Source organism: Amycolatopsis sp. NBC_01480, from assembly GCF_036227205.1.
Taxonomy (GTDB): Bacteria; Actinomycetota; Actinomycetes; order Mycobacteriales; family Pseudonocardiaceae; genus Amycolatopsis.
In genome coordinates this window covers 5,410,101-5,422,742 of the sequence record NZ_CP109442.1, presented here as the reverse complement: position 1 = coordinate 5,422,742, position 12,642 = coordinate 5,410,101, and the positions used below count along the sequence as shown (strand labels likewise).

11 protein-coding genes are annotated in these 12,642 nt (G+C 70.1%); 2 read left to right on the top strand and 9 right to left on the bottom strand.

Annotation, left to right across the window (positions count from 1 at the left end):
- Nucleotides 1-16 precede the first annotated feature (16 nt).
- Nucleotides 17-304, bottom strand: coding sequence for an acylphosphatase (locus tag OG371_RS25930; RefSeq protein ID WP_329057747.1), 288 nt, complete (start codon nt 302-304; stop codon nt 17-19).
- A gap of 209 nt (nt 305-513) precedes the next feature.
- Here OG371_RS25930 and OG371_RS25925 point away from each other — a divergent pair, with 209 nt between their 5' ends.
- A complete protein-coding gene (locus OG371_RS25925) occupies nt 514-1,143 on the top strand; it encodes a hypothetical protein (protein WP_329057745.1) in 630 nt (209 codons plus the stop codon).
- Nucleotides 1,144-1,220: 77 nt separating this feature from the next.
- Here OG371_RS25925 and OG371_RS25920 read toward each other — a convergent pair whose 3' ends face one another.
- The 6 genes from OG371_RS25920 to kdpF form a co-directional block, all read right to left on the bottom strand.
- Nucleotides 1,221-1,919, bottom strand: a complete 699-nt coding sequence (locus OG371_RS25920; RefSeq protein WP_329057744.1) for a response regulator — start codon at nt 1,917-1,919, stop codon at nt 1,221-1,223.
- Nucleotides 1,920-1,989: 70 nt separating this feature from the next.
- Nucleotides 1,990-4,608, bottom strand: coding sequence for a sensor histidine kinase KdpD (locus OG371_RS25915; protein ID WP_329057743.1), 2,619 nt, complete (start codon nt 4,606-4,608; stop codon nt 1,990-1,992).
- 4 nt (nt 4,609-4,612) lie between these two features.
- The gene (locus tag OG371_RS25910) at nt 4,613-5,224 is read right to left on the bottom strand and encodes a potassium-transporting ATPase subunit C (RefSeq protein ID WP_329057741.1); all 612 of its coding nucleotides are present in this window, start codon (nt 5,222-5,224) and stop codon (nt 4,613-4,615) included.
- A 5-nt stretch (nt 5,225-5,229) separates the two neighbouring features.
- The gene (kdpB, locus tag OG371_RS25905) at nt 5,230-7,323 is read right to left on the bottom strand and encodes a potassium-transporting ATPase subunit KdpB (protein ID WP_329057740.1); all 2,094 of its coding nucleotides are present in this window, start codon (nt 7,321-7,323) and stop codon (nt 5,230-5,232) included.
- Nucleotides 7,320-8,981, bottom strand: coding sequence for a potassium-transporting ATPase subunit KdpA (gene kdpA / locus OG371_RS25900; protein ID WP_329057739.1), 1,662 nt, complete (start codon nt 8,979-8,981; stop codon nt 7,320-7,322). The genes kdpB and kdpA overlap by 4 nt, the downstream gene beginning before the upstream one ends.
- Nucleotides 8,982-9,020: 39 nt before the next feature.
- On the bottom strand, nt 9,021-9,122 hold the full coding sequence (gene kdpF, locus OG371_RS25895; protein ID WP_329057738.1) for a K(+)-transporting ATPase subunit F: 102 nt from the start codon (nt 9,120-9,122) through the stop codon (nt 9,021-9,023).
- 419 nt (nt 9,123-9,541) lie between these two features.
- Between kdpF and asnB the strand changes: the two genes are divergently transcribed.
- On the top strand, nt 9,542-11,383 hold the full coding sequence (gene asnB / locus OG371_RS25890; RefSeq protein WP_329057737.1) for an asparagine synthase (glutamine-hydrolyzing): 1,842 nt from the start codon (nt 9,542-9,544) through the stop codon (nt 11,381-11,383).
- Nucleotides 11,384-11,549: 166 nt separating this feature from the next.
- On the opposite strand, the gene OG371_RS25885 is transcribed toward asnB, so the two are convergent.
- Together OG371_RS25885 and OG371_RS25880 are read right to left on the bottom strand one after the other, a co-directional pair.
- Nucleotides 11,550-12,053: a GNAT family N-acetyltransferase gene (locus OG371_RS25885; protein WP_329057736.1), complete on the bottom strand. Its 504-nt coding sequence runs from the start codon at nt 12,051-12,053 to the stop codon at nt 11,550-11,552.
- Nucleotides 12,050-12,583 (bottom strand): SRPBCC family protein, encoded by a 534-nt coding sequence (locus OG371_RS25880; RefSeq protein WP_329057735.1) that lies wholly within the window; start codon nt 12,581-12,583, stop codon nt 12,050-12,052. Before OG371_RS25880 ends, OG371_RS25885 begins: the two co-directional genes overlap by 4 nt.
- Nucleotides 12,584-12,642 lie beyond the last annotated feature (59 nt).

Sequence of the window (12,642 nt, the reverse complement as noted above, 5' to 3'; positions counted from 1 at the left end):
CACTGAGCGGGAAACGTCAGCGCTCGGTGAAGCCCGTCAGCCCGCCCTTGGCCGCGGCCCAGCGCTCGACCACGTGATCCACGCTTCCGGGTGATTTCCCCGATCGAAGAGCGGCCAACAGCCGCTCACAGTGGTCTCGTATACCCTCCGCTACCACCTCAACACGGCCGTCGGGCAGGTTGCGGGCGAAGCCGATCAGGCCGAGTTCCAGCGCGCGGCTCCGGGTCCACCAGCGAAAACCGACACCCTGGACCTGTCCGTGCACCCAGGCCGCCAGCCGGACGGGTGTTTCTTTTTCACTCACCAGGCCATTCTGCCGGAGGCCGCCGGATGCGGACAGTCACCGCCTCCGGTCGATAGCTGCGCGAATGGGGCATGGCCGGTGATAACCTCCCCGCCGAGGTCAGCGTCCAGGGCCAGTTGGTTCAGGGAGTCCACTGCGTACGGACAGGTGGCACGCCCGGATCGAAAGTGATTGACGACTTCCAGCGTCACGTCCCGTAAGGAGCCTGCATGTCCCGTCCCGACGGGCCGGATCCGAGCACCCGAATCTCCGTCGCCCCGCCGAAGGGCGCGAGCGGCCGCGTGAACCGCGCCGGCTACGCCATCCTCGGCGTCGGCGGCCTGGTCGTGGCCACGGCCTTCGCCGCGGTCGCCGAACTCGCGGGCCCGGGCAGCACGGCGGCCGACAGCGGCAGCGTCCCCGGCGGCGGCCAGGGCACCCTGCCCGGCAGCTCGCAGGTGGTGACCGGCAGCGCGGTCCCGGGCGCCCCGGCGACGGGACCGTCCACTCCGAACGGTTCCATCGCGCCCGCCACCCCGACCACGGTGGTGTCCGTCGGCGCGAACGGCGTGCCGACCACCTCGGTCGTCACCCCGCCGGCCAACCCCGGCCCCGGCAACCCGCCGCCGGCCGGCGGCCCGACGGACACGACCACCGGGCGGAGCGACCCGCCGCCCTCGACGCATTCGGTCACCCCGACTCCGCCGACCTCGACGACCAAGACGTCCCCGCCGACGTCCCCGACGGAGCCGCCGAGCAGTAGCAGCAGCGGTGGCGGCGGCAGCACCAGCGGCGAGCCGCCGAGCAGCTCCGGCAACTCGTCCACTTCGGACACTGCGCCCTCGCACTCCGCGCGCTGAAAGCAGATCAGGGCTCGTGAGTGTTTATGCCGGTTCTAACCGGCATAAACACTCACGAGCCCTTTCGAGTCACAGCACTAGACCTCGAACCGGTAACCCATGCCGGGCTCGGTCAGCAGGTGCCGCGGCCGCGAGGGCTCCGGCTCCAGCTTCCGCCGCAACTGGGCGAGATACACGCGCAGGTAGTGCGATTCCGTTTCGTACGACGGTCCCCACACCTCGTGCAGCAGCTGCTTCTGCGCCACCAGCCGGCCGCGGTTGCGGACCAGCAGCTCCAGCACGCCCCACTCGGTTTTGGTCAGGTGGACCTCGCGGCCGTCCCGGCGGACCTTCTTCGCCGCCAGGTCGATGGTGAACGAGCCGGTGTCCACCACCGCCTCCGCGCCGTCCGAGCCGCCGACGGACGACCGTCGCACGGCCGCGCGCAGCCGGGCCAGCAGCTCGTCCATGCCGAAGGGCTTGGTCACGTAGTCGTCCGCGCCCGCGTCGAGCGCCTGCACCTTGTCGGCCGAGTCGCCGCGCGCGGACAGCACGATGATCGGCACCGTGGTCCAGCCGCGCAGCCCGGCGATCACCTCGGTGCCGTCGAGGTCCGGCAGGCCCAGGTCCAGCACCACGACGTCCGGCTTGGTCTCGGCGACGGCCTTGAGCGCGGCGGTGCCGTCGTGCGCGGTGATCACCTTGTAGCCGCGGGCGGTCAGGTTGATCCGCAGCGCGCGCACGATCTGCGGCTCGTCGTCAACCACCAGCACGGTGGCCGCCCTGTCCGGGCTCACAATGCCTCCTGTGTCTTGCGGGACACCCGCACCCGGTCGGCATTGCGAGCGAGCTGACGCGATTGTGTACTCACAATGCCTCCTGTTCCACGGCCTGGTCGATCAAGAGCAGGTCCTTGTCCGGGTGCTGCCCCGTATAAGCGGGCAGCGAGATCACCACGGTCAGCCCGCCGCCGGGAGTGTCCTCGGCGCGGATGGTGCCGCCCATCGCCTCGGTGAAGCCCTTGGCGACCGACAGCCCGAGCCCCACGCCGGGCGCGGAGTCCCGGTCGCCGCCGAGCCGTTGGAACGGCGCGAAAGCCGAGTCCGCCGTGCCCTTGCGCAGCCCGCGCCCGTGGTCGACGATCCGCAGCTCCACCTGGTCCGAGTGCGCGCTCGCCCGGGCCGAGACCGGGGGGCCGCCCGAGACGGGGGCGACACCGTGGCGCAGCGCGTTGTCGAGCACGTTCGCGATCACCCGTTCCAGCAGGCCGGGGTCGGCGAGCACGGACGGCAGCCGCGCGTCCACCGCGACCTTCACCCCGCGTGAGTTGTCCACATTGGACAGCGCGTGCGCGAGCACCTCGTCGTAGCCCACCGGGCGCAGGTGCGGCCGCACGGCGCCGGTGGCCAGCCGCGAGGAGTCCAGCAGGTTGTCGATCAGCCCGGCCAGCCGGTCGGCCGACTCCTCGATGGCCTCCATCAGCTCGCCGGTGTCCTCATCGGACAGTGACAGGTCGGGTGCGCGCAGGCTGCCAATGGCGGCCTTGATGGAGGTCAACGGCGTGCGCAGGTCGTGCCCGACGGCCGACAGCAGCGTGGTGCGCAGCTCGGTCGCCTCGGCCTTGCGCTCGGCGGCGGCCGCCGCGGCCGCCATCCGCTGCTGGCGCAGTGCGAGCAGCGCCTGCCCGGCCACCGCCTCCAGCACCCGCCGGTCCGACGCCGGCAGCGCCCGGCCGCGCAACGTCAGGTGCACATCCGCGGTCACGGCGATGTCCACATCGGCCTCGTCCGGGTCGGCGCACGGGTTCTGGCCCGCCACCGCGACCTTCTGCCAGTCGCCGTCCTTCTTCTCCAGCAGCGTGACCGACGTCAGGCCGAAGTTCTCCCGCACTTTCGCCAGCAGCTTCTCGATCGGGTCCGCGTGGGTCAGCACCGTCCGGGCGTACGACGCGAGCAGCGACGCCTCCGTCCGGGCCCGCGCCGCCTGGCTCCCCCGCCGCGCCGCCGAAGCGACGACCAGCGCCACCAGCACCGCGACCACGATCATCGCGACGAGCGTGACCACGTTCTGCGGGCTGTGCACGTTCAGCGTGTACAGCGGGGGCGTGAAGAAGAAGTTCAGCAGCCCGGCCCCGAACACGGCCGCGAGCAGCGCCGGGCCGAGGCCGCCGACGAGCGCGACGATCACCGTCGCCAGCACGTAGAGGATCACGTCGGTGGAGAACTCCACCGCGTCACGCAGCAGCACGCCGAGCCCGGTCGCGATCAGTGGCAGCAGGATGCTCAGCACCCAGCCGACGACCAGCCGGGACGGGGCCAGCGGGCTTGCGCCGAACCGCGCGCGCAGCCGCCCGCCCGCGTAGGAGTGGGTGACCATGTGCACGTCGATCGAGCCGGACTGCTGCACCACCGCGGCGCCGATGCCCTCGTCGAACAGCCGCGCCACCCGCGAGCGCCGCGAGGTGCCGATCACCAGCTGCGTCGCGTTGACGCCGCGGGCGAAGTCGAGCAGCGCGGTCGGCACGTCGTCGCCGACGACGGTGTGGAAGGTGGCGCCGACCTCGTCCGCGAGAGTGCGGGAGCGGGCCATGGCACCCGGGCCGGTCTTGAACGAGGACCGCCCGGACAGCCCGTCGCCGCTGAGCACGTGCACGACCTGCAGCTCCGCGCCCGCGCGCGTGGCGATCCGGCTCGCGCGCCGGATCAGCGTCTCGCTCTCCGGGCCGCCGGTGACCGAGACGACCACGCGCTCGCGGGCCTCCCAGGTGTCGGTGATCTTCTGCTCGGCGCGGTAGCGCTGCAGCGCGACGTCCACCTGGTCGGCGACCCACAGCAGGGCCAGCTCACGCAGCGCGGTGAGGTTGCCGGGGCGGAAGTAGTTGCCGAGCGCGGCGTCGATCCGCTCGGCCGGGTAGACGTTGCCGTGCGCGAGCCGGCGCCGCAGCGCCTCCGGGGTGATGTCGACCAGCTCCAGCTGCTCGGCCCGGCGCACCACCTCGTCCGGCACCGTCTCCTGCTGCGCGACGCCGGTGATTCGCTCGACCACATCGTTGAGGCTCTGCAGGTGCTGGACGTTGACCGTGGACAGCACGTCGATGCCCTGGGCGAGCAGCTCGTCGACGTCCTGCCAGCGCTTCTCGTGGCGCGCGCCCGGCACGTTGGTGTGCGCCAGCTCGTCGACGACCACGACCTCGGGCTTGCGCGCCAGGATCGCCTCGAGGTCCATCTCGGCGAATTCGTGCCCGCGGTGGTTCACGGTCCGGCGCGGCACGACCTCAAGACCGTCGAGCAGGTCCGCGGTCTTCTTGCGGCCGTGGGTCTCGACCAGCCCGACGACCACGTCGGTGCCGCGCTCGGCCCGCCGCCTCGCCTCGCCCAGCATGGCGAACGTCTTGCCGACGCCCGGCGCCGCGCCGAGGTAGATGCGCAGCTCTCCCCGGCGCGGCTTCGAGGGCCCCTTCTTCTCCGGCCCGGTTTCGGTGCTCACGCTGTCAGTGTGCTCCAGGCGCGGCCGAATGCACGGCCAAGTTGAGCTTGAGCACGTTCACGCCGGGCACGCCGATCCCGTCGCCCGAGGTGTTCGCCTGGACCAGCCGGCGCACCTTGTCCTCGGAGAGGCCGGTGTTCTTGGCGACGCGGGCGATCTGCAGGTCCGCGTACGCCACGCTGATCGACGGGTCCAGGCCCGAGCCCGAGGCGGTCACCGCGTCGGCCGGCACCTGGGCGGGGCTGACGCCCTCCCGTTTCGCGATCGCGTCCTTCCGCTCGGTGATCGTCTTCACCAGGTCCTCGTTGTACGGGCCCTTGTTGGACGCGCCGGAGGTCGACGGGTCGGCCGGGCCGAGCGCGTCCTTCGAAAGCGCCGAAGGCCGGTTGTGGAACCAGGGGTCGTGCGCCGGGTCCGCCGCGACCGGGTCGATCCCGATCAGCGAAGAGCCCACCGCCTGGCCGTTCCGCGTGACGATCGAGCCCTCGGCGTTCGACTCCAGGCCGGGGATCCGCCCGACCGCCCACACCGCGAGCGGGTAGATCAGCCCCAGCAGCACTGTCATCGCGATGAGGACCCGCAGGCCCGCCCACGTCTGTTTCACCATGGTGTTCACGTTCTTCACCCGATTCCCGGAATGAGCCGCACGAGCAGGTCGATCAGCCAGATCCCGAGGAACGGGCTGACGATGCCGCCGAGGCCGTAGATGAGCAGGTTGCGCCGCAGCAGCGCGGACGCCGACGACGGCCGGTACCGCACGCCGCGCAGGGCCAGCGGGATCAGCGCGACGATGATCAGCGCGTTGAAGATGACCGCGCTCAGGATCGCCGACTTCGGCGTGGCCAGGTGCATGATGTTCAGCGCGCCCAGCTGGGCGAAGATGCCGGTGAACATCGCGGGCAGGATGGCGAAGTACTTCGCCAGGTCGTTGGCCACGCTGAAGGTGGTCAGCGCGCCGCGGGTGATCAGCAGCTGCTTGCCGATCTCCACGATCTCGATCAGCTTCGTCGGGTCGGAGTCGAGGTCGACCATGTTGCCGGCCTCCTTCGCGGCCGACGTGCCGGTGTTCATCGCGACGCCGACGTCCGACTGGGCCAGCGCGGGCGCGTCGTTCGTGCCGTCGCCGGTCATCGCGACCAGCCGGCCGCCCTCCTGCTCCTTCTTGATCAGCGCCATCTTGTCTTCGGGTTTGGCCTCGGCGAGGTAGTCGTCGACGCCCGCGTCCTCGGCGATGGCCTTGGCGGTGAGCGGGTTGTCGCCGGTGATCATCACTGTCTTGATGCCCATGGTGCGCAGTTCGGCGAACCGCTCCTTCATGCCCGGCTTGACCACGTCGGACAGCCGGATCACGCCGCGCACGAACGCCCGCCCGCCGTCGGCCTCGGCGACCACCAGCGGGGTCCCGCCCTGCTGGCTGATGCCGTCGACCACGCGCTCGGTCTCGTCGGGCATGTCGCCGCCGCGCTCGCGCACCCACTGGCGCACGGCCGCGGTGGCGCCCTTGCGGACCTGGCGCCCGCCGATGTCGATGCCGCTCATCCGGGTCTGCGCCGTGAACGGCACGAACTCGGCCAGCTTCTCGTCCTCGTCGGCCTGGCCCGGCAGCCCGTGGTCGCGGGCGATCAGCTCGACGATGCTGCGGCCCTCGGGCGTGCCGTCGGCGAGGCTGGACAGCCGGGCCGCGCGGGCCAGGTCGTCCTGAGTGGACTCGCCGACCGGGATCAGCTCGGTGGCCTTGCGGTTGCCGAAGGTGATGGTGCCGGTCTTGTCCAGCAGCAGCGTCGACACGTCGCCCGCGGCCTCCACCGCGCGCCCGGAGGTGGCCAGCACGTTCCGCTGCACCAGCCGGTCCATGCCCGCGATGCCGATCGCGCTCAGCAGCGCGCCGATCGTCGTGGGGATCAGGCAGACCAGCAGCGCGGTCAGCACCACCACCGACTGCTCGCTGCCCGAGTACGCCGCCATCGGCTGCAGCGCCACCACGGCGAGCAGGAAGATGATGGTCAGCGTGGCGAGCAGGATCGTCAGCGCGATCTCGTTCGGCGTCTTCTGCCGCGAAGCGCCTTCCACCAACGCGATCATGCGGTCCACAAAGGACTCGCCCGGCTTGGTGGTGATCTTCACGACGACCCGGTCGGACAGCACCGTGGTGCCGCCGGTGACGGCCGAGCGGTCACCGCCCGACTCGCGGATGACCGGGGCCGACTCGCCGGTGATGGCGGACTCGTCGACGGTCGCGATGCCCTCGACCACGTCGCCGTCACCCGGGATGACCTCGCCGGCCTCGACCACCACCAGGTCGCCGATCCGCAGGTCCACACCGGGCACGCGCTCCTCGGAGCCGTCCTCGGTCAGCCGCCGCGCGACAGTCTCCTTTTTGGACTTCCGCAGCGACTCGGCCTGCGCCTTGCCCCGGCCCTCGGCGACCGCCTCGGCCAGGTTCGCGAACAGCACGGTGAACCAGAGCCAGATCGCGATCAGGATGGTGAACACACTCGGGTCGGTGATCGCGAAGACGGTGGTCAGCGCCGAGCCGACCCACACCACGAACATGACCGGGTTCTTCAGCTGGTGCTTCGGGTTCAGCTTGCGCAGCGCGTCCGGCAACGACGTCCAGAGCTGGCGCGGGCTGAACACCCCCGCCCCGACGCGGCCCGCGTTCTCCGCGTGGTGCTGCTGACCCTCCAACGGGGTCCGTTCTTCCGTGACTGTCATGCCAACGCCTCCGCGATGGGCCCGAGCGCGAGCGCCGGGATGAACGTAAGAGCCGCGACCAGCACGATGGTGCCGGTGAGCATCGTGCCGAAGAGCGGCCCGGTGGTGGGCAGCGTGCCCGCGGTCTCCGGGACCTTCTTCTGCGAGGCCAGCGAGCCGGCCAGGCAGAGCACCGCGATGATCGGCACGAACCGGCCGAGCGCCATGCAGACGGCCATCGACGACTCGAACCAGTTGCTCGTCGCGGTCAGCCCGCCGAACGCGCTGCCGTTGTTGTTGCCGGTGGACGCGTAGCCGTAGAGGATCTCGGACAGCCCGTGGGCACCGCTGTTTCCGAGAGCTCCCAAGGTGTCCGGCATCATCAGCGCGATCCCGGAGCCGATCAGCACGACGGTGGGCATGGCCAGCATCGAGATCGCGGCGCAGGTGACCTCGCGCTTGCCGAGCTTCTTGCCCAGGTACTCCGGGGTGCGCCCGACCATCAGGCCGGCCAGGAACATCGCGATGATCGCCATCACGAGGATGCCGTACAGGCCGGTGCCGACGCCGCCCGGCGATATCTCGCCGAAGAGCATGTTGAGCAACGGCCCGCCGCCGCCGAGCCCGGACAGGCTGTCGTGGGCGCCATTGACCGCGCCGGTGGACGTTCCTGTTGTGGTATCAGCGAAAATGGACGTCAGGCTCAGGCCGAAGCGCTGTTCCTTGCCTTCCATGTTCGCACCCGCGGCCAACGCGGCGGGGCTCTTCGTCAGCGCCTCGGACAGCCAGGTGACCGCGCCCATGGCCGCCCACAGCAGGCCCATCACCGACAGCAGCACGTAACCCTGCTTCTTGTTGCCGACCAGCTTGCCGAACGTGCGGGTGAGGCTGACCGGGATGGCCAGGATCAGGAACAGCTCCACCAGGTTCGACCACACGCTGGGGTTCTCGAACGGGTGCGCGGAGTTGGCGTTGAGGATGCCGCCGCCGTTGGTGCCGAGTTCCTTGATGGCCTCCTGGCTCGCCGCCGGGGCCAGCGCGATGGTGCTCTGGCTGCCGTCCGGGTTCGTCACGGCGACGCCGGAGTGCAGGCTCTGGATGACGCCCAGCGCCATCAGCACGATGGCGAAGACGAACGCCATCGGCAGCAGGATCCGGATGGTGCCGCGGGTCAGGTCCACCCAGAAGTTGCCCAGCCGGTCGGTGCGCGAGCGGATGAACCCGCGGGTCACCGCGATCGCGACGGCCAGGCCGACGCCCGCGGAGAGGAAGTTCTGCACCGTCAGCCCGGCCATCTGCACGAAGTGGCCCATGGCCGTCTCGGGGACGTAGGACTGCCAGTTCGTGTTGGTCACGAAGCTCACCGCGGTGTTGAACGCGACGCCCGGCGAGACCGAGCCGCGCCCGAAATTCCATGGCAGCAACGGTTGCAGCCGCTGGAGCAGGTACAGCAGGACGATCGAGGCCAGCGAGATGCCGAGGACGCCGGCGGCGTAGGTGGGCCATCGCTGCTCGGAAGCCGGGTCGACCCGGACCACCTTGTAGAAGCCCTTCTCGAACCGCGAGTGCTTCTCGGCCGAGAAGACGCGGGCCATGTAGTCGCCGAGTGGTTTGTAGACCACCGCCAGCGCGACCAGCAGGAGGCCGACCTGGATCAGGCCGGCCGCAGTGTCACTCATTTTTCGGTCCCTCCACGGGAAAAAGCATGTCGGGACGCATCAGAACTTCTCCGGCCTCACGAGCGCGATGAACAGGTAGACGATCAGGCCCAGCGCCAGCAGACCGCCGACGATGTTGGCCGCAGCCGAGACGCCGTTCACAGCTTCTCCAGTCCGCGCAGCGTCAAAGCCAGCACCACGAACACGCCGATCAGCAAGACGGCGTACAGCAAGTCGGCCACTAGGCACCTCTCAAGACAGGTCACCCGAGTCGGGTGACCGGCGGACGTGCCGTCACTGTGCGGTCCCGGCCCAGGCCGGCGGGCTGTGGCTGACGGCTCCTTGACGCCGCCCATACGGCCGTTTACGCGTTCTTGACGGCGGGTGACCCCCACCACCGCCGGGCCTTGCGCCGTTCGGGAAAACCCGCCTGTGACTACGTGTAGTTGCTTAGTGACACACGCCACAGCAGGTAGTGGAACGGCGACAGAGCGTGCAATTCGGGCAGACAAGATGTTCCAGCCGTGTTACACCTGTGTTTCAGATAGTTGTACTGGCTAAGCAAATATGGAGGCAACCAGATGTGCGGAATCGCCGGCTGGGTTTCCTACGAAGCTGATCTGACACAACGGCAGGAAGTCGCCGACGCGATGACCGAGACCATGGCCTGCCGCGGCCCGGACGACCGGGGCACCTGGGTGCGCCGCAACGTGATCCTCGGGCACCGCCGGCTCGCCATCATCGACCTGCCGGGCGGGCGCCAGCCCATGAGCCTGCGCACCCCGCGCGGGGAGATCGCGATGGTCTACAGCGGGGAGGCGTACAACTTCACCGAACTTCGTGAAGAACTGACCAAACTCGGGCACACCTGGGAAACCGACAGTGACACCGAGGTCGTGCTGCACGGCTACCTGCAATGGGGCGACGAGGTGGTCGACCACCTCAACGGCATGTACGCGTTCGCGATCTGGGACGAGCGCGACCAGAAGCTCGTGATGATCCGAGACCGGATGGGGATCAAGCCCTTCTACTACTACCCGACCCGCGACGGCGTGCTGTTCGGCTCCGAGCCGAAGGCCATCCTGGCCAACCCGCTGGCCAAGCGCGTGGTCGACACCGACGGCTTCCGCGAGCTGTTCACCTTCACCAAGCGCCCGGGCTGGTCGCTGTGGAAGGACATGAGCGAGGTCGAGCCGGGCACGATCGTCACCGTCTCGCGCGAGGGCATCCGCACCCGCACGTACTGGAAGCTCGACGCGAAGCAGCACACCGACGACCAGGAGACCACGGTCGCCCGCGTGCGGGAGCTGATGACCGACATCGTCCACCGCCAGCTGATCGCCGACGTGCCGCGCTGCGTACTGCTCTCGGGCGGCCTCGACTCCAGCGCCGTGACCGGGCTCGCCGCCGCGCGGCTGGCCGAGCAGGGCGAGCAGCTGCGGACGTTCTCCGTCGACTTCTTCGGCCAGGAGGAGAACTTCAAGCCGGACGAGATGCGCGACACCGCGGACTCGCCGTTCATCCGCGACGTCGCGAACCTGGTCGGCTCGGCGCACAAGGACGTGATGCTGAACCCGGCCGAGCTGAGCGACCCGTCGGTGCGCCGCAAGGTGATCACCGCCCGCGACATCCCGGCCGGGATGGGCGACATGGACACCTCGCTGTACCTGCTGTTCAAGGCGATCCGCGGCGAGTCGACGGTGGCGCTGTCCGGGGAGTCGGCCGACGAGGTGTTCGGCGGCTACCGCTGGTTCCACGACGAGCAGGCGGTGAACGCGGACACCTTCCCCTGGCTGGCTTTCCGCAGCAGCATGACCGAAGGCCGCGGCTCGCTGCTCACCGACGAGTTCTCCACCGCGCTGAACGTCGACGCCTACGTGGCCGACGAGTACCGCACCGCGGTCGCCGCCGTCGAGCACCTCGACGGCGAGTCCGCGCGCGAAGCCCGGATGCGCACGGTCTGCAACCTCCACCTGACCCGGTTCGTCCGGGCCCTGCTCGACCGCAAGGACCGCGCGTCGATGGCCGTGGGGCTGGAGGTGCGCGTGCCGTTCTGCGACCACCGGCTGGTCGAGTACGTCTACAACACGCCGTGGTCGCTCAAGACCTTCGACGGCCGCGAGAAGAGCCTGCTGCGCCACGCCACCAAGCACGTGCTGCCGGACTCCGTGCGCGACCGCGTGAAGAGCCCGTATCCGTCCACTCAGGACCCGGGCTACGCCGCCGCGCTGCAGCAGCAGGTCAAGGAAGTGCTGGCGGAGCCCAACAGCCGGGTCTTCGACCTGGTCGACCGCGAGTGGGCGCAGCGTGTGTCCCAAGTGGACCCGGCGACGATGGCGATGACCGAGCGCGGCGGCCTGGACCGGATGCTCGACCTGTACCACTGGCTGGACATCTACTCACCCGAGCTGCAACTCGGCTGAGCAGTCCCCCACTGCTACGACATGCTCTGAAGGCCACCATGAGGGACGTAGATGCCCTCATGGTGGCCTTCAGGGCACAAGGTCGAGCCGCGGCCCGATCGACAACAAGAGAACGGCCCGCCCTCCTTCCTCGTGAGGGCGGGCCGTCCTGCTTCTCCCGGCCTGGTCACAACTCCAGGCGGGCGTCTACTTCCCCGCCGTGCACGTCGAGGTCGGCACCGGTGCCGCTGAGCAGCCGGCGCGCGGCCGCGTTGTCCACTGTGGTCGAGGCGATGAACCGGGCTGCGCCGCCGTCGCGCGCGGCTTCCAGGAGTACTTCGGCCACGCGCTTGCCGATGCCGCGGCCGCGGCACGAGCGGCCGAGCCACACCCCGGCCTCCACTTCGACGGCCGACCCGCCGTGTACCGGTTGCAGGCGCGCGGCCCCCGCCGCCCGGCCGTCGACCTCGATCAGCCAGGTGGTCTCGATCGCCGTGTCCGGGTCGAGCGAGCGCCGCCGGTGGAAGGCCAGGAACGCCTCACGCCGCTCGGGGGTCCAGCCCGGCGGTCCCTCGACCGGCGGCATCACCTCGTGCGGATCGGCGTCGGCGACCGCGGCCTCGAGCAGCCGGGCCAGTGACGGCTCGTCGAGCGGGGTCAGGACGATCTCGAAGTCAGAAAGTCCGGTCACCCGGGAAGCTTGGCACGACGCTCCCGGGAATGCGACCTGGTAATACCGCTTACCACCACGGACTGCGCCGCGCGCACCAGCCGGACGTACGGCGACCAGCGCGCCGGCACGCGGACGTGGCCGGTCAGAGCCAGTTCGGCGCGGTCGAGCAGCTGCTCCAGCACCGCGTCGTGCAACGGCCGCCAGAACAGCGGCCAGCTCAGCCGGCCCAGCCCGTGGGACTGTCCGGCGAGGACATGGCTCAGCTCGCAGCCGTCCCCGGTCTCGGCCACGCGGAACTCGTGGTGCCCCCGGATCCCGCGCGGCTGGGTGAACCGGAACCGGATCGAGCGCCGGTCGAAGGACTCGACCACGTAGCGCACCGGGCCGTGACCCGCGGTGAGGCCGGGCGCGAGCGGACGGTCGAACGCGATGGGCGGCCAGTCCTCGCCCGGCCAGAGCCGGTCCTCCGGTGTGCCCAGGGTGTCGAGCAGGGCTTCCGCTTCGGCCACGGGGGCGGGAAAACGGCGGGAGTGCACGTTGCGGACCATCTCAAGGCTCCGTTCTGGAGGGTTTCCTCTAGAACGTATTAGAGCATAGTCTCTACAAC